Origin of the sequence: Pseudovibrio sp. M1P-2-3 (assembly GCF_031501865.1) — a bacterium.
Taxonomy (GTDB): Bacteria; Pseudomonadota; Alphaproteobacteria; order Rhizobiales; family Stappiaceae; genus Pseudovibrio; species Pseudovibrio corallicola.
In genome coordinates this window covers 728,076-744,829 of record NZ_JARRCW010000001.1, presented here as the reverse complement: position 1 = coordinate 744,829, position 16,754 = coordinate 728,076, and the positions used below count along the sequence as shown (strand labels likewise).

Here is a 16,754-nt window from a genome sequence, read left to right as displayed (position 1 = left end):
TCATTTGATGCGTTATGTTGCTCTAAGGGAAACCCATGACTGTTGGCCTGCACAGGAACTTCTGGCTTATTGCACTCCTATCAGTTGCTGTGACGAGCATTGCGCTCGCACCCACCTCATTTGCCATGACAACGCGCGGAGACAGGGTCTATGACACCCCCTACCCACAAAACCCGCCTCACCTATATGGACACCACGGCCAGTCACGCCATCAGGCGGAAGATACACTGTTGGACAACAAAGTTTACTTCTCGTTGGGCGGAGAAAACCGCCTGCCCAGCTGCGACTCCATGTGGACCATGTATTTTGTCAAATCCGCCATTGGCAATGCTGTTTACCCCTACTACGGCGGGTTACGCGTTCGAGGTGTAGAACACATAAAGGAAACGGGATACCGGCTGGGAAATCCAAGCCCCGTGGCCAGACGCTATTGCGCCGGTACTGCAAATCTCTCCAATGGAACCCAGAGAGCTATTTACTACAAGATTATTGAGCATGACGGTTTTCTCGGCCTGCTTTGGGGTGTGGAAGCCTGCCTTCTCGGTCTGGATAAATTTCGCGTCTACGATGGCAAGTGCCGCACGGTGAGAATTGAGTATTTTTATGAGTAGGTTTTTCCTGCGACAATTTCCCTAGAATCTTCGATAGGTTTTCTGGAGAAACCTGCGGGTTATTGGTGTAGCCTACCCTCAAAAAGGGCAGGAACGTGCACTATTCCGCTATTTTCGCCAGTCGAGACGGGCAAACACAAAAAATTACGGAGAAAATTACCAGTACTTTGGAGAGTCTGGGGCATTCGACCACGCTTATTCCCTTGGGCAGCCAGTCTCTCCCGTTTCCCGAAGATCTGCGGCCTCAAAGAATTATTCTAGCCTGCCCCATTCGTTACGGGCACCATTTGAGAGAATTCCGCGATTTTGTGAGCCTCCACTGTGAGCGATTGAACACAGCAGAAACGGCGTTTATCTCCGTGAATCTGACCGCCAGAAAGCCCGAGAAGTCCACACCGGAAACAAATAGTTATCTTTGTAAATTTCTTGAGCGCTCCAGATTTTCCCCGAAAGTGTGCGGGGTGTTTGCCGGCGCACTGCACTATCCGAATTACCAGTGGCACGACCGCTTAATGATCCAGCTCATTATGAAAATGACAGGCGGGCCAACAAATACCAAAAACTCCTATGAATTCACAGACTGGGAGCACGTGGAAGCCTTTGCCCGCAAACTGTCCGACTGGACTTAACAGACCTTATTGGACCAACTCCCACTGTGTGGCACCTGTTTATGGCGGCAGCTCGCGGTACATCTCCCAAAGGTTGTAATTTTCTCAAAAATCGGCAAGCTTGGCACGCTTTGACAATTTAATGGGATACCTACCAATGTTAATACTACGATCTTCCCCCGCTTCACCTTTTGGCCGAAAAATCAAGATTGCGGCCTCTGTTCTGGGGCTTGAGGAAAATCTCAGTATAGAATTAGCAGATACAAACTCTCCCACAGACTCCCTGCGCCAGCAGAACCCCCTTGGCAAAATTCCGGCGATGATCACCGAGGATGACACAGTCCTTTACGATAGCCGGGTTATTACCGAGTATCTGGATTTCATCTCCGAGCACAAAAAAATTCTTCCCTCAGATGCAAGCCGTTTTGAGCTGCTGACAAAGCAGGCTTTGGCAGATGGTATTTGTGATGCGGCTATTCTTCTGGTGGTTGAAAAACGGGTGCGGCCACAGGAAAAGTGGTTTGATGGCTGGCTGAACTATCAGCAGGAAAAAATTGACCGTGCCTTGACCACCTTTGAAAACGGGCCGCTGCACTTTGTAGCTCATAACTCACCGGACGCGGCCCAGATCGCCCTTGCCTGCGCTCTGGGATACCTTGATTTGCGATTTGAAGGAAAATGGCGCGAATCCTATCCCAATCTATTGAAATGGCTCAATGACTTCGAAGCAGCTGTACCGTCATTTGAAGCCACAAGAATGCAACCCTAACTTTAAAGAGATTAGGGCGTGCCTTTGAAAAAGTAGATACCAGTTTTCTAGTAAAGACACGTGGCTAAACAATAGGTTAAAGCAGTGAGCTGTTTCAATAAAACGCCTCACTGCTCTAGATATATATAATAGAAAGTGCCAGATCAGGTCCGGCACTTTCCTTTTAGAACCGGTTTAGAAGTTTACGCTTACGCCTGCACGTACGAGATGGTCATCGAGGGAAACCTTCTGGGTTTCGCCGTCCAGATCAAACTTCTCTGTACCAAAATCTTGGTAGTTATATTCAATACGAGCATTCACGCGATCTGTGAGTGCCTGCTCGACGCCTGCACCGACCACATAACCCACGGCAATGGTATCGTCTTTATCGCTGGAGCTTTTCGCCTCGAAATCAGCCAGAGCAAGACCACCTGTACCGTAGACAAGGGTGCGGTCCATCACGTAACCGGCGCGTCCACGCAAGCTACCATTCCAGTCAGATTTCAGCTCGGTGCCGCTAACGGACTTGTCATAGTCGTTGAAGGAAATATCTGCTTCTGTGCCCAGAAGAATGTTCGGGGAGGCCATGAAGTTATAACCACCAAACACACCCAGATTTACTCCATCTGTATCTGTGTCAAGCGCGCCGGAAGCTCCAGACTTGCCGTCGGCTCCCAAGAAGCCCCAGCCAGCAGATGCACCTGCATAAGCTCCGTTCCAATCATAGCCCTGCACAGTGACCGGCTCTTCGTAAGCAACCGGTGTCTCTTGGGGCAGATCTGCAGCAAATGCAGAAGTAGCAAGTACGGCCAGCAAGGCTGAGCCGGATGCAATACGCAACATGATCTTTTCTCCAATTTTTAAAGGGCAAATTATTTTTGAGTTTGTCGTGCCCGAACACATGCAAAAGCCTCTGCCCTGCACGCGTCAAAATGGTATGGAGAGAAATTGGGGGTGGAAAATTGCGGAAAAATGGAGAATTTGAGGCAAATCTAGGTCTAAATGAGGCGGCAAGCGCAACCCATTCATGCCGCAGCGTCATTTTAAAAAACATAAATAATTTTAACCACTTAATATTTTTTAATGGAGCCTGTGGACTCCGCCTTCTTTTAGTTTCACCATTAATTTCGCTCAAAGGGTTCAAGAAGCACCGGGAAACGATTATATACCCCTGAGCTATCCCCTTGATAGATTTTTCAGTAACTTCGCAGATGCTGCGGGAACCCTAACGCGGACTTAATGATCCTATGCTCTTTGCTTACATAAGCCTCATCGGTGGTTTGGCTGCCCTCGTTTTTGCCGGAGATCTTCTCGTGCGCGGATCTGTTGGCGCAGCCACCAAGCTGGGCATTCCCTCCCTTGTTATTGGCCTGACAATTGTTGCCTTTGGCACCTCCGCTCCAGAACTTGTTATTTCACTAAAGTCCGCGCTTGAGGGTGCTGGCGGAATAGCAATCGGGAATGTGGTTGGCTCCAACATTGCCAATGTTCTGCTTGTGCTGGGCTTGCCCGCCTTGATTGCCGCCACCCCCTGCAGCGAAAAAGGGGCCACACGCAATGCGGTTTTTGCAGTCGTTATCTCCCTTGTATTTATCGCCTTGTGTTTTTACGGCCCGCTCTCTTATCTCTCGGGCATTTTGCTGCTTGCGCTGCTTGCACTGTTCCTTGGCTACTCCGCATACCACGCCATGCAGCATCGCAAGGCGGAAAAGGCCCAGAAAAATGCCTGTAGCAGCGATAACCCGATGGACGAGATCGACCCCGACAGTGTACCCGATGATTTGTGGAAGATCCTGGTTTACGTTGTCATTGGCCTGATTGGTCTGCCTGTTGGCGCACACTTCACCATTGAAGGAGCCGTGGAAATTGCCCGCAGTTGGGGCGTGACCGATGCTGCCATTGGCTTGACCGTGGTTGCTCTTGGCACCTCGCTGCCAGAACTGGCAACGACCCTCATGGCCGCAATTCGCAAGCAGTCCGGTGTTGCACTGGGCAACGTCATTGGCTCCAACATCTTCAACATTCTGGCAATTTTGGGGATCACGACGATCATCATACCGGTGCCCGTGCCCGAGCAGTTGCTGAGCTTTGACCTGTGGGTGATGCTGGCCTGTGCGGTGTTGCTGATGTATTTCGCTATGAGAAAAGTTTGCCTTGGCAAAGTGGGCGGTGCTCTCATGACCCTTGGCTACATTGCCTATATCTACATGGTTCTTATGTTGGGATCTGCCTAAAACTCCAAGAGGGCGAGCGTTCAACCCACAACAAACGCTCGCCCTTTTTTCTGCCTCTACGCTATACTCAACCGCATGACGAGCACACCAGACATGGATAAACCGGAACAGGCAGAACAAACCCTTCCCGAGGGAGGGAGCGAGCCCGCAATTACCTTTGAAAGCGGCTCGGCCTCTCAGGTGCCGGAAGGTGCGAAGGGCGTTGAGGTGATTGCCCACTTTGTGAAGCGTCTGCCGTTTAGCCCCGGTGTATACCGCATGTTCGATGAAGCGGGAGATGTACTTTATGTGGGCAAGGCGCGTTCGCTCAAGAAAAGGGTGAGCAGCTACACCCGTCTGCAGGGCCAGTCCAACCGCATCATGCGCATGATCATGGCCACCCGCTCCATGGAGTTTGTGGAGACAAAAACAGAGGCGGAAGCTCTGCTGCTGGAAGCCAACCTCATCAAGCGCCTGAGCCCGCGCTTTAACGTGCTGCTGCGCGATGACAAGTCGTTTCCCTATATCCTCATCAGCGGCAACCACGAGGCCCCTGCCCTTATCAAGCACCGCGGGGCGCGCAGCAGACAAGGTAAGTTTTTCGGGCCCTTTGCCAATGCAGGCGCGGTGAATGAAACCATCAACGCCTTGCAAAAAGCGTTCTTGCTGCGCAACTGCACCGACAGCTACTACGCCAACCGCTCCCGCCCCTGCCTGCTTTACCAAATCAAGCGCTGTGCGGGGCCATGTACGGGAGAGATCTCGAAAGAGGATTATCAGGGGCTGGTGAACGAGGCCAGCGCTTTCCTCTCAGGCCGCTCGCAAGCCATCAAGAAAGAGCTGGCGAGCGCGATGGAAAAAGCTTCGCAAAATCTGGATTTCGAGCGCGCCGCCGTTTACCGCGACAGGATCGCAGCGCTTTCCCATGTGCAGAGCCATCAGGGCATCAACCCGCAAAACACCGAGGAAGCGGATGTGTTCGCCGTGCATCAGGAGGGCGGGCAGACCTGCGTACAGGTGTTCTTTTTCCGCACCGGCCAGAACTGGGGCAACAGGGCCTATTTCCCCAAAGCGGACAAGAGCTTTACCGAGGAAGAAATCCTGCAGAGCTTTCTCACCCAGTTTTACGACAACAAGCCCGCGCCGCGCCTTGTTCTGCTTTCCCACGATCTTGAGGAGATGGAGCTGCTCTCGCAAGCGCTTTCCGCCCGTTCCTCCCACAAGGTGGAGATCACCGTTCCAAAGCGCGGTGAGAAAAAGGAACTGCTGGACCATGCTCTTGCCAACGCCAAGGGCGCACTGGGCCGCAGGCTGGCGGAAACCTCCAGCCAGCAACGCCTTCTTAAAGGTGTAGCCAAGGCCTTCAAGCTGGACCGCACCCCGCGCCGCATTGATGTCTATGACAACTCCCACATTCAGGGAACCAATGCCGTGGGCGGTATGATCGTGGCGGGGCCGGAAGGCTTTGCAAAGGGGCAATACCGCAAGTTCAATATCAAGTCCGAGGATATTGAGCCGGGTGATGATTACGGCATGATGCGCGAAGTGCTGCAACGCCGCTTCACCCGCTTGCAAAAAGAATGCCCCGAGGGCGAAGCGCAAACCGCCAAGTTCGTTACGGCTGCCAGCACTTTGGAAGAAAAAGAGGCTGGCGAGGATAATGCGCTCACCAGCGCGGATGTGCCCGAGTGGCCGGACCTTGTGCTCATTGATGGCGGCATGGGCCAGCTGAGCACGGTGCGTGATACATTGAAAGAAATGGGCATCACGGGTGTTCCGCTAGTGGGCATTGCCAAGGGGCCGGACAGGGACGCGGGGCGGGAGAAATTCTTCATCACCGGCCAACAAAGCTTCATGTTGCCAGAGCGTGATCCGGTGCTTTACTTCGTGCAGCGCCTGCGCGATGAAGCCCACCGCTTTGCCATTGGCACCCACCGCGCCAAACGCTCCAAGGCCATTGTTGCCAACCCGCTTGACGAAATCGCCGGAATCGGCCCCACCCGCAAACGCACCCTCCTGCGCCACTTCGGCACCGCCAAAGCTGTGTCTAAAGCGGGCGTAGAGGATCTTGCTAAGGTAGAGGGCATTTCACGGAGCATCGCCAAGGTGATTTATGATCATTTTCATGAGTGAGGGGTGGTGGGGAAAATTACACTGTGCTTCCTTCGTTTGTATGCTGCTTGAAAAGTCCCTGCTGGTATAAGGCCACCGCTGCCATTCATTTGAGCGCAAACATGTGGCTGTGCCGCATTAACTAAGTGCATACTTAAAATTACAGCAATTGATTAATGCAATTTATTGCTGCAAATAATTAGTGAGACTATCTTGTTTCGGTGAGAACCCCATCTTTAGCAATAGCCTGAATGTCTATGTTTTAGCCTTGATCACCTAGCTAAAAGATCCGGTTCTTGTGATGATTTTGCACTCTGAAAGTACGGATGGAGCCTATTGATATATGGACCAAGACTGGATTCTTCATAGAAAAGAAACACGCCGTTTCTTCTCCAAAGCAACTTGGATTCCTTTACGAGAATCCATATGTGACGAGAAGGTGGGAATTAAAGAGATAGGCTACATTAAAGAATATAAGGGATGCGGATCAGTTGCATTTCCTCCGGGGCACCGCGAATTAGCCGAAAAACTTAGCTGGAGAGACATTGGTATCAGTTGCAATACTGGACCTTATGCATACGACGATGGTGACTACTCGCCTGTTGAGCAGTATGAATATAACAACAAGGAACCGATTGGTTTTCACCTTGTTTTTGAGTACGTCCAGCCAGTTGTGGGTAGAAGGCAATGGATCCTAAATCCAGATCTAGTTATTGCACTCGGTTTGATAAAAGAGGGTACAAACTGGGTAAGACCAGAAGAGAATTTTATCGTTGTGGCCCGAGAAGTTCTTAATGAGAGTGGGGATCATTGCCTTATTGAAATAAAGCGAGAGTTTTTGATCGACTACCTAGCAGCTCGAAACCTCTCGCTTCGCCTTTCCTACTACCGTGAAAGAGTAGAAAATGTTGCCTCCCTTGAAGGTAGCCCATACGCGAACCTAGAAAGTATTAGTGAACAACGAAATAACGGTCGATTTGAACTCCGAGTAAACCAGCTTGAAAGTATTTTTGGTAGAAGTTTTGCTTTATTTAGGGCTTGGCGTACTGACGTCGATGAAGAGGACGACGCGCCTGTGATGGGGCCGGAAAACGATAATAACACCGACTATGAGAGCTCAAAGGGTTATCGAGGAGGTTATGAAGGTATGCGGGTTGAAGGTGGGTACTGGCGTGACGAGTGGATTGAACATCAAGAGCAAAGCACACGCGTCCGTGGTGATGCCGATAAATCTCTACCACAGTTCATTACCGAAACCGACGGAACACGAATGGCTTCTTCAGAGCTAGACAACGACGAAAGTGGTCGATGGTTGTGGTTTCGATCCAGTGTAGTTAACGAGCTTTTAAGCCTCAGAGGTTTTTCTCTTAGATGGTGTACGTTGGAAACAGGAGTAATTTGCTCAACTTCGAGCTACGAGACACATTTTGGTATCAACCAATCTGACTTAATAACAGTGTATGCCGCTGATATCGCGCGCCTTGCAAGTTGGGAGCAGCACATTTGGGCAGCTCATAATGTCGTCCCTGATGGGAAGGTCTCATTAGAGTTGCTAGACGCACAAGTTAAGATACAGCCTGCCTCCACCGAAGCTGTCGAAGTTCTCTTTTTCGAGGGCATGGAGCAGCTAGAGATGGAATTTGATCAGGTGTTCAACATTTCTCTTTTCTCCCGCGACGTAGATAAAGTGGTAAGCCTTAGACATATTTCCCGCTTTGAAAGTAAAGATCAGGCGTCGTTGCTGAGACTAGCGAAAGAGCTTGTTCGTGTTTTTTCGGAGAGACTTAACGTTAGTGAACTTCGTAAAATATCTACACATTCTGATAAAAATAAATTTGGTTCCAATAAGCTTCTTCAGGATATTCTGGCCCAAAATGTTGGTGCGGATATAGCTAGGTCGGTCTTCGGTCCAATCGTCGGAGCATACGACATGAGAGTAGGTGATGCACACCCAACCAGCTCAAAGATTGGTGAAGCTCTAAAATTAGCTGGTGTTGATGAAGGCCGGTCGTATATGAGACAAGGGGAACAGCTTATTTCAAATGTTGGAGAGGCTATTTGGAATATTGGCAAATTGATTCACGAAAGCCGTATTGAGGGCGGACGTTGAGTAACTGAAGAAGGCATTTTAAGGTGTACTGCGAAAGTGATCTATGATCATTTTCATGAGTGAAGGGCTGGGTGTACCCGTCATTTAATCTCATTATTTATCCTTTTTGTATGGATCCCGGCTCGGGGGCCGGGATGACTGGGTGGCTTGTGGCTTCACTGAAGTCCCCACTCTTGCTAGCTCTCAGTTTGATTTCAGTATTCTCCCTTTGTCATACCGGACAAGCAAAGCGCCGATCCGGTATCCAGCAGTATCAAGTCATTCGTTTAGGTGATGACGGCAGAGTGGTGTGAGGGCTCGGTTACAAGCACCAGTGTCACCCCGGACTTGATCCGGGGTTGGAGACTCACGAGCGAAGTGCAACGGTTAAGGCATTTTCGAACACTTGTTTTGGCGTTCGAAATTGAAGGCACTTTCTTGGTGTAGAATTATACTTGTGAACGATCTCATCAAGTTCCTTTTTTGAAAGAGAGGTAATATTGGTGGATCGAGGCAGCCACCGTCGTAAGCGAAGAATTGCATTTTCGACGCCTCCTTTCTGCCATGGTGATCTAGGATCACAAAAGTAGCTCATCATCCCAAGCCTCTTTGCAAGCAGCATGTGACTGGCAAACTCGGTTCCATTATCAAAAACAATAGTTTGTCTGAGAGTATGGGGCAGACCGTGCATATGCCTACAAAGGGTGTTCATCAATGGCTTTGAGGTCTTGGTTTTGTGAAATGTGACAAGAGTTAAGCGTGAGTAACGTTCATGTGCAATCAACAAAACAGGTCCGGTTATTGAAAAGCACATCAAATCTGCCTCCCAATGCCCCGCAATTTGACGGTCTTTGGCACTGACGCAACGTTTACTCACGCCATGACGGTGTTTGATAACATCCAGTGCTCCCTTACGTCGGCGCTTATGTCCTCGCCGATAACGACGCAATGGCAATAACTTATGCCAATGATCGCGATAAAGATGGTTGCGATGATAGATGTAACGATAGATGGATTCATGACTAATCTGCAGGGGATTACGTGTCAGGGCCAACCAACCGGAAATCTGCTCGGGAGACCATCCCCCCGCAAGTTTAGTGCGAACCAGTTCGCGTAGGTTTGGATGCAGCGCCAACTTGAAACATCGCCGCATACGCCGACGCATCCACCCGCGATGGTTTGCTTTAACAGGATTATATGGACCGTCACGCCCGCGGCGGTCCCCGCAATTGCGCCCCAGTTCTCTACTGATCGTTGACGCAGAACGACCTATCTCCCGGCCAATTCCACGAAGAGACATACCGCCGCAACGCAAGCGATAAATCTCAATACGTTCTTCAAGGCTTAAATGTGAATAAACTTGTCCCATAACAACACGACACTAGCTGTGTTGCACTTCAAACGTGAATCCATCAGTTTAATGCTGCAATAGGGTTTGCTCGCGATATGTTCTTAACGCGCGCCCCCTCTCCGTTCGCCTTGTGTGGACCTATTCAGACATTCTTGTTTTCATAGTTCGCCCAGTAACGAACCTTCAAAAGATGGATCCCTCTATAATCTCGGGGATGATAATTGGAGTGGACCCATGCTTTTCGACTACCTCAATAATAACTTTCTGAGCGAGCCCCGCTTGCTTGCGCAAACGGGGGGAAATTCACAACGCCTACACGACCTTATTGAGGCGCAAGTGGTCCCCGCACCATCCTACCGCCTTGATATGAGCTGCAAGTCTCATTCGTTTTTCGGGGAGCATCAGGAGAGGCAAGACCTTCGTTTTTATTCAAAAGGACAAGTGGATTGGATCAAGGCCATCAAGTCCATGGGGATTGAAGGGGAGCCGCAAGCCAAAGCTTATTTTCTCGTCCGGTTCGAAGCAGCTCAACAAGCATTTTTTGCCGGTACACTTGGGCAAGCACTGGATGAGCTCATGCCAGACCTACGCAACAGCATAAGTCCGGCCCAGTTTGAGGAGACGTGGGGGTATTTTCTGGATGGGACTTACGGTGTGTGTACTCGCGACAACCTGCCGGAAACAATATTTCTTAAGCAGACCGGTGTTCGGTTTATCAAGTACTTGACCGCTATCACCCCTGAGGAAATGGCAGACCGCACCAAGGAGGTTTTACGGCAAACGGTTGACCTGCTGGACAGCGTGGAAGCTGATTTTGCCCCCCATGAAGTGAGCAGATCCTCACGTCAGCGCTGCATTCTTGACGTCAGGCAGCGTTACTTTGAAGCCGGTTTGCCTACATAACGAATGGCTTTTCAAGTTTCTGTTCCGGGGAAACCTAGCCGGTGCAGGAGGGCGTGCTTGTGGCTACTGCTTGACGAAAGTTAAACGGGGTTGTCTACTCAAGTTATGCCTCCCCATAGGAACCTCGAAAAAGTGCGGAGCAAAAGGTGTAATCTGCAAAATACTATGGGAGTCAGGGGACTGTTTCTTATTAGGGGAGATGAGTATGGGGCGGGGCATATTTCAAAAAATGCTGGATGGAGAAATTGCGCAGCCAAAGGCTGCACAAACGCTAGGGGCTCGCATTTTAGAAGTTGATTCAAAGGCTGGAACCATCACTGTTGAATTTGATGGGAAAGAAGAGTTTACCAATCCTATCGGGAATATTCAGGGTGGTTTTCTAGCTGCCATGCTGGATGACACAATGGGACCGGCGCTAACGGCAACTCTGGGCGAAAACGAGTTTGCCCCCACACTGGAATTGAAAACAAACTTTATTGCGCCCGCGCTGGTTGGCAAGCTGACAGGTCATGGCCGCGTTATCTCCAAGGGGCGGTCGGTCTGCGTGGTGGAGGGGGAACTCATGCAACATGGAAAGTTGATAGCCCGCTCCTCTGCAACTGCCTTGATCAGAAGAATAAGCTAAAATAATAGCGTAGTTTTATAAGTGAGCACGCAATGCAGCATACCGGACCTACGTTTCACGTGTCCGATATGCCAATATCTATTGGTTAAGGTGTGAGCCCTTTCTCCTTGGTCAGCCCTTACTGAGATCCGGTGTCCATAAGACTCTGCTGCGCCCCCCGCTTTTTAATAGCCTCGCGGTGCAGCATGTAGGCAGCGGAACCGACAATGAGAGCCGCGCCGAGGATGGTATAGAGGTCTGGAATTTCAGCGAACAGGATGAACCCCAGAAGGGCCACATAGATCAGCTTGGTGTATTCAATAGAGCCAAGAATGCTAGCCTCCCCTTCGCGCAGGGCCTGAATGCCCGACCACTGGCCAACAGTTGCAAGGATGCTTAGGACGAGTAGGAACAGCAGCCCTTCAAGGTCCGGTGTCTTCCAGAACCAGAACATGGGAACAGCCGCCAGACCACCCACAAACAGCGCTTGAAAAAGCAGCATGGTGGCGGTGCTTTCGGTTTGTGAGAGGCGGCGGGCAGTGGTCACCGCGACAGCCGCGCCTGCGGCGCCCAAAAGCGGTATCAACGTGGAGAGTTCAAACAGCCCTTCCGTACCCGGTTTCATGGCAATGACCACCCCCAAGAACCCAAGAACCACCGCAGAAATGCGGTGCATTCCAACAACTTCCCCTAGAAATAAAATAGAAAGAACGGTGATGAAAAACACCTTGGAAAAGCCTAGTGTTATAGCTGTTGTCAAAGGAAGCTCGGTCACCGCCCAGATACCACAGGCAAGAGCCACAAAGGACCCCACCAAGCGTAATCCATGAAGCAAAGGATACTGGGTTTTCAGGCTATGGGGAAACGAGCGGGCAATGGAGGGAAGCGAGGAGAGGGTGACAACCACCTGCCGAATGAACAGGATTTGCAGCACGTGATATTCCAGAGCTGCCATCTTCGCCATTGCCGCTACGATTGAAAACAGTAAAGTCGCCAGTAACGCCCAAAATACTCCCGCCAGATGTTCGGGCGGATTCTTGATGGAATTGAGGGCTGTACTGGCTCTTAACATAGGCAATTACTCCGTATTGCTCGCCATTTGGTACCGTGGCACCACAGTGACGACTAGAAGACACTGAGATCACAATGACCCCAGATAGAAAAAGATAGAACGCGTTCAAACAGGCGTGCGCTTGGAAAAGCGGGTTTTGAAGGTACTAAAGGCTGTGGCAGCAGAAAAAGAGGTAGGTCTGGGAGACCTGATAGGAGGTATAGTGCTACACAGCTTTGAAGGCAAGGCCCCCTTTGGTAAGGAAACCATCCAGTTTATCGAGAAGATGAAAGCGGCCTATAGCCTTGATCTAAAAGCAAGAGATAGCCACAAGCTGCTGGAGAAGTAAGGCGCCAGCCTATTTCTTTGCCGGCACTTCGCTTTCTTCAAATGTTGGTGCCCATGTGTATTTGGCCCACATACCCAGTGGTTCCATCATGTTAAAAAGTTCCGCGCCCTGCGAGGTCAGCGCATAGCCACTTTCCCCCTGCTCAATCAGGTTTGCCAGCTTCAGCTCTTTCAAGCGGGTGTTGAGAACCCCCGGTGAAATGCCGGTGCACTTGGCTTGCAGGGCATTGAATGTACACGGCGCATTCTCCGCCAATACCCACAGAACCCCAAGCGCCCAGCGCCGACCCAAAAGGTCCAGCAGCGCCATAACCGGCGCACCCGTTTTCGATCCACGAACTGGCTGACCGGGTTGGGGAATGGAAATTTTGGGCGTTGCCGTCATAAACCTCTACCTTTTCAAAGCGGTTAAGCCTCATGCTTAAGCCAATGATGCAATACCCCATAAAAAAGCGAAAGAGCAATGGCTTCAGTGATTGTTTCCTATCCTGCAATTTCATCTGCGGGTGACCGTATTTTCATGAGGTCATTGCCATGCGCACTCCGAATCGCTATTATTTTAATAGTTATCAATTCTGGAGATGGAAACAAGTGAAAAGCCTCAGATTTTATTGCGGCACTTATAATGCGTCTAGTTGGGCAATGCGGGCATGGCTTTCTTTGAAGGCGGCGGACCTGATCTTTGAAGAGATCATGGTTGATATCAAACGCCCCCAACGATTTGCCAATCTGGACCATATGGCCAGCCTTTCACCCTCGGCAACAGTCCCTGCCTTGGTGGTGGACGGGCTGACCATTTTCGACAGCCTCGCCATTATGGAATTCGCCAATGATACGTGCGAGGGCCGCCTGCTGCCGGTGGACCTTGTAAAACGGGCGCAAGCGCGCTCACTTGTGGCGTGGCAACATGCGGGGCTTTCCAGCATCTGCGCCCGCATTTCCTTTGAAAGCGCGTTTTATCCTTATAAGCGCGCCCTGACAGAAGGTGAGCAAAAGGACGCTGAGCGCTTATGCGCTGCGATTGAACCGATTTTGGAAAAGAGCGGCGGGCCTTATTTATTTGGTGCAGCCTCCCTTGCAGATCATTCTCTCACACCAGCGGCGATCCGGCTGCTTAGGCACACCCCAGACCTTTCACGCTGGCCGCTTTCCAAAAGCTGGATGGAAACCATCTGCGCCGATCCGCTGGTGGACGAGTGGATGAGAAAAGCCGATCAGCTGCCACACATCTGGTTTGATGACTACCTCATTACCGGTGAAAAACCTGCACTGGAGCGGGATGAGCTGGGTGCGCCTTTGGAGTATGTTCTGCATACATAGTTCCGATGCCCCCATCGGGAAAAGAGATCAGGGCAATCGTGGCTTTGCCCTCCAGTATCTGCCCTGCTCTCTTTTTAGCGGCCCATCTTACGACCTCCTCTAGAAGAAATTGCAGTGCCCTCTTTAAAAGAGCGTTGAGAACTTCCAGAAGTTTTTGGAAAAAATAGAAAGCTCCATCCCCGCGCCCAGAAATCCTGTATGAGTTAGACAAGCAAGACACACAGACAATTTCAGCGGACCATGGCAAAGCTCTATTTCAACTACTCTACAATGAACGCAGGCAAGTCTACTCTCCTGCTCCAAGCCTCCTATAACTATCAAGAGCGCGGTATGCACGCCTTGCTGTTTACGGCAGCACTTGACGACAGGACCAAGGTGGGAGAAATCGCCTCCCGTATCGGGCTGAAAGCCGATGCGGAAATTTTTGATGGCGAACTGGACCTGTTTGCACGCGTGAGTGAGTTTATCGCAGGTAACAAACTGGATGCGGTGTTTATTGATGAATCCCAGTTTCTGAATGAAACACAGGTGTGGCAGCTGGCGAAAGTGGCGGACACCCTCGGCATTCCTGTTATGTGTTATGGCCTTCGCACCGATTTTCAAGGAAAACTGTTTCCCGGAAGCGCAGCCCTTCTGGCGCTGGCCGATGTGCTGCGCGAAGTGCGCACAATTTGCTGGTGTGGACGCAAGGCTACAATGGTTGCCCGCCTGAACAGTCTTGGTGAAATCGTCGACGAAGGGGACCAAGTGGTTATTGGGGGTGAGGAATCCTATGTTTCCCTGTGCCGCTCCCATTGGTTGGCAAAGCAATTGCAACCCGATACTATGCGCCAGCCAGACAAGCAGAGCTTTGCTTGTAGCGCTGCTTAAAATATAACGGGAAGCACCACACCGGACTGGGCGTTATCCCTTGTACCTGCATATTCCCAATGGAGTTGACTATGTCTTTTTTATCCCGCCTGTTTAAAGGACCGGACAAACAAGAGACCCAAAAACCGAAGGAGGCCACGCCGCCCCTTGACTATAACGGGTATCAGATTACTGCTGACCCCATTGATGAATCAGGCCAATGGCGTCTTTCCGGCACAATCTTGAAAACCGTGGACGGCGAAACCAGAGAACATAGTTTTATTCGTGCAGATACCTTTCCAAGTGAAAACGAATGCAGGGAATTTACATTACGCAAAGGCAAGCAACTTGTTGACCAGATGGGAGACAGCCTGTTTGGAGAAATTTCCTAACTAGGGTAAATCCGCTTCTCTTGCTTAAACTTAGCTGCTAAGTTCCCTCACACACTAGGGTAACAATGTTCATGCTCAAGTTTTGTATAGGCCACCCACACAGCTTGTGTGGGAATGGCCTTAATATTAGGATTAAAAGAAGGCGCTAATGTCCAGCAAAGTTGTGTTTTCTCTGCCCAACCTTCTCACATACGGTAGAATTCTTGCCGTTCCGGCTCTGGTCGCGTGCTTTTATTTCCCTGGAACCACCGCACGCTGGGTTGCTCTTGTCATTTTTATCACCGCCGCGATTACAGACTTTCTAGACGGCTATCTGGCCCGTGCATGGGAACAACAGTCCAAACTTGGCCGGATGCTCGATCCCATTGCCGATAAACTTCTTGTCTCGGTGAGCCTGTTGGTGCTGGCCCATGAGGGAACAATCGGCGAATGGTCGCTCATTGCCGCCATCATTATCTTGTGCCGTGAAATTCTTGTTTCCGGCCTGCGCGAGTTTCTGGCAGAGCTTCAGGTGAGTGTTCCCGTTACCCAGCTTGCCAAGTGGAAAACCACCGTTCAGCTCATTGCCCTCGCCTTTTTGATTGTGGGTCCAGCTGGAGACAAATGGTTTGCCTACACAACCCAGTTCGGCACAGCCCTTTTGTGGATTGCCGCGGTTTTGACCCTTTATACCGGCTATGATTATTTCAGAGCTGGCATAGGACACCTTATCGACGACTGAGTGCAGCCTGCTGCACCGCATTTGGAATATCGCACATGAGCACCCTCAAAATTGTCTATTTCGCCTGGATCCGCGAGAGAACCGGAACCGACGAGGAAACGCTGGACCTGCCCGAGCAGGTTGTCACTCCCAAGGGCTTGATGGAGTGGTTGATCCAGAAGGACGAGCGTTACGCCTATGCGTTTGAAGATTGTGATAATGTGCGGGTAGCGTTAGATCAAGAGCATGTGGAGCATGACCAGCCGCTGGCTGGTGCAAGCGAAATTGCCTTCTTCCCACCCATGACAGGGGGCTAGGCCACGATGACGAGCGATCTTTTAACCCTCCGCGTCCAGCATGAGGACTTTAATCAAGAGCTTGAAACTCGCGCTCTTTGTAAAGGCCGCAAGGATGTTGGCGCTGTGGTGGCCTTTACCGGCCTTTGCCGCGATGAAGGGGGCAAACTGGACGCCCTTGTGCTGGAGCACTACCCCGGCATGGCAGAGGCGGAACTGACGCGCATTGCAAACAAGGCACTGGAAAAGTGGTCTTTGACCGGCCTTACCGTTATTCACCGGTACGGAGAAATTCCTCCGGGGGAGAACATTGTGCTGGTTATCGCGGCAAGCAGCCACCGCCGGGATGCCTTTGAAGCTGCAGACTTTATGATGGACTTTTTAAAGACCAATGCCCCTTTCTGGAAAAAGGAAATTCCAAAGGGCGGCGGCAAGGGAAGCTGGGTAGAGGCCAAGGCCAGCGATCAAGCTGACACCAAACGCTGGACTCAATGAACTTGACATCAATCAGAACCGGCCCTACTAATTCCCTCCTTCGTTCTTTTGGCATTTCATAGCC

Annotated in this window: 19 protein-coding genes; 15 read left to right on the top strand and 4 right to left on the bottom strand. The window is 50.8% G+C overall.

What is annotated here, in order from left to right; translation table 11 throughout:
* Positions 1-35: 35 nt before the first annotated feature.
* The 3 genes from P6574_RS03510 (at position 36) to P6574_RS03500 (ending at position 1,988) form a co-directional block, all read left to right on the top strand.
* Positions 36-611 carry a hypothetical protein gene (locus P6574_RS03510; RefSeq protein WP_310619007.1) on the top strand — a complete coding sequence of 192 codons (576 nt, stop codon included), beginning with the start codon at positions 36-38 and terminating at the stop codon, positions 609-611.
* A gap of 95 nt (positions 612-706) precedes the next feature.
* Positions 707-1,240, top strand: coding sequence for a menaquinone-dependent protoporphyrinogen IX dehydrogenase (gene hemG, locus P6574_RS03505; RefSeq protein WP_310619006.1), 534 nt, complete (start codon positions 707-709; stop codon positions 1,238-1,240).
* A 136-nt stretch (positions 1,241-1,376) separates the two neighbouring features.
* Positions 1,377-1,988 (top strand): glutathione S-transferase family protein, encoded by a 612-nt coding sequence (locus P6574_RS03500; protein ID WP_310619005.1) that lies wholly within the window; start codon positions 1,377-1,379, stop codon positions 1,986-1,988.
* A gap of 174 nt (positions 1,989-2,162) precedes the next feature.
* Here the strand turns inward: P6574_RS03500 and P6574_RS03495 are convergent, their stop codons facing one another.
* Positions 2,163-2,810 carry an outer membrane protein gene (locus tag P6574_RS03495; RefSeq protein WP_310619004.1) on the bottom strand — a complete coding sequence of 216 codons (648 nt, stop codon included), beginning with the start codon at positions 2,808-2,810 and terminating at the stop codon, positions 2,163-2,165.
* 404 nt (positions 2,811-3,214) lie between these two features.
* Here P6574_RS03495 and P6574_RS03490 point away from each other — a divergent pair, with 404 nt between their 5' ends.
* The 3 genes from P6574_RS03490 to P6574_RS03480 all read left to right on the top strand — a co-directional run bounded on the left by P6574_RS03490 (position 3,215) and on the right by P6574_RS03480 (position 8,402).
* Positions 3,215-4,201 carry a calcium/sodium antiporter gene (locus P6574_RS03490; RefSeq protein ID WP_310619003.1) on the top strand — a complete coding sequence of 329 codons (987 nt, stop codon included), beginning with the start codon at positions 3,215-3,217 and terminating at the stop codon, positions 4,199-4,201.
* Between the two features lie 75 nt (positions 4,202-4,276).
* On the top strand, positions 4,277-6,313 hold the full coding sequence (uvrC, locus tag P6574_RS03485; RefSeq protein WP_405048071.1) for an excinuclease ABC subunit UvrC: 2,037 nt from the start codon (positions 4,277-4,279) through the stop codon (positions 6,311-6,313).
* Positions 6,314-6,635: 322 nt separating this feature from the next.
* Positions 6,636-8,402, top strand: coding sequence for a hypothetical protein (locus P6574_RS03480; protein WP_310619002.1), 1,767 nt, complete (start codon positions 6,636-6,638; stop codon positions 8,400-8,402).
* A gap of 346 nt (positions 8,403-8,748) precedes the next feature.
* On the opposite strand, the gene P6574_RS03475 is transcribed toward P6574_RS03480, so the two are convergent.
* Positions 8,749-9,750, bottom strand: coding sequence for an IS30 family transposase (locus P6574_RS03475; RefSeq protein ID WP_310619001.1), 1,002 nt, complete (start codon positions 9,748-9,750; stop codon positions 8,749-8,751).
* A 216-nt stretch (positions 9,751-9,966) separates the two neighbouring features.
* On the opposite strand from P6574_RS03475, the gene P6574_RS03470 reads away from it, so the two are divergent.
* Positions 9,967-10,635 (top strand): DUF6058 family natural product biosynthesis protein, encoded by a 669-nt coding sequence (locus P6574_RS03470; protein WP_310619000.1) that lies wholly within the window; start codon positions 9,967-9,969, stop codon positions 10,633-10,635.
* Positions 10,636-10,840: 205 nt separating this feature from the next.
* Positions 10,841-11,260, top strand: a complete 420-nt coding sequence (locus P6574_RS03465) for a PaaI family thioesterase (protein WP_310618999.1) — start codon at positions 10,841-10,843, stop codon at positions 11,258-11,260.
* Between the two features lie 118 nt (positions 11,261-11,378).
* Here the strand turns inward: P6574_RS03465 and P6574_RS03460 are convergent, their stop codons facing one another.
* Positions 11,379-12,311 (bottom strand): DMT family transporter, encoded by a 933-nt coding sequence (locus P6574_RS03460; protein WP_310618998.1) that lies wholly within the window; start codon positions 12,309-12,311, stop codon positions 11,379-11,381.
* A gap of 115 nt (positions 12,312-12,426) precedes the next feature.
* Here P6574_RS03460 and P6574_RS03455 point away from each other — a divergent pair, with 115 nt between their 5' ends.
* The gene (locus P6574_RS03455) at positions 12,427-12,639 is read left to right on the top strand and encodes a hypothetical protein (RefSeq protein WP_310618997.1); all 213 of its coding nucleotides are present in this window, start codon (positions 12,427-12,429) and stop codon (positions 12,637-12,639) included.
* 9 nt (positions 12,640-12,648) lie between these two features.
* Here the strand turns inward: P6574_RS03455 and P6574_RS03450 are convergent, their stop codons facing one another.
* Positions 12,649-13,023 (bottom strand): winged helix-turn-helix transcriptional regulator, encoded by a 375-nt coding sequence (locus P6574_RS03450; protein ID WP_310618996.1) that lies wholly within the window; start codon positions 13,021-13,023, stop codon positions 12,649-12,651.
* 206 nt (positions 13,024-13,229) lie between these two features.
* Here P6574_RS03450 and P6574_RS03445 point away from each other — a divergent pair, with 206 nt between their 5' ends.
* The 6 genes from P6574_RS03445 to P6574_RS03420 all read left to right on the top strand — a co-directional run bounded on the left by P6574_RS03445 (position 13,230) and on the right by P6574_RS03420 (position 16,690).
* Positions 13,230-13,958, top strand: coding sequence for a glutathione S-transferase family protein (locus P6574_RS03445; protein ID WP_310618995.1), 729 nt, complete (start codon positions 13,230-13,232; stop codon positions 13,956-13,958).
* A gap of 240 nt (positions 13,959-14,198) precedes the next feature.
* A complete protein-coding gene (locus tag P6574_RS03440) occupies positions 14,199-14,828 on the top strand; it encodes a thymidine kinase (protein ID WP_310618994.1) in 630 nt (209 codons plus the stop codon).
* A 71-nt stretch (positions 14,829-14,899) separates the two neighbouring features.
* Entirely contained in the window at positions 14,900-15,199 is a 300-nt protein-coding gene (locus P6574_RS03435; RefSeq protein WP_310618993.1) for an HlyU family transcriptional regulator, read from the top strand.
* Positions 15,200-15,347: 148 nt separating this feature from the next.
* On the top strand, positions 15,348-15,920 hold the full coding sequence (pgsA, locus tag P6574_RS03430; protein WP_310618992.1) for a CDP-diacylglycerol--glycerol-3-phosphate 3-phosphatidyltransferase: 573 nt from the start codon (positions 15,348-15,350) through the stop codon (positions 15,918-15,920).
* Between the two features lie 35 nt (positions 15,921-15,955).
* Positions 15,956-16,216: a molybdopterin converting factor subunit 1 gene (moaD, locus tag P6574_RS03425; RefSeq protein WP_310618991.1), complete on the top strand. Its 261-nt coding sequence runs from the start codon at positions 15,956-15,958 to the stop codon at positions 16,214-16,216.
* 6 nt (positions 16,217-16,222) lie between these two features.
* Complete coding sequence (locus P6574_RS03420; RefSeq protein ID WP_310618990.1) at positions 16,223-16,690, top strand: molybdenum cofactor biosynthesis protein MoaE; 468 nt, start codon at positions 16,223-16,225, stop codon at positions 16,688-16,690.
* Positions 16,691-16,754: the final 64 nt, after the last annotated feature.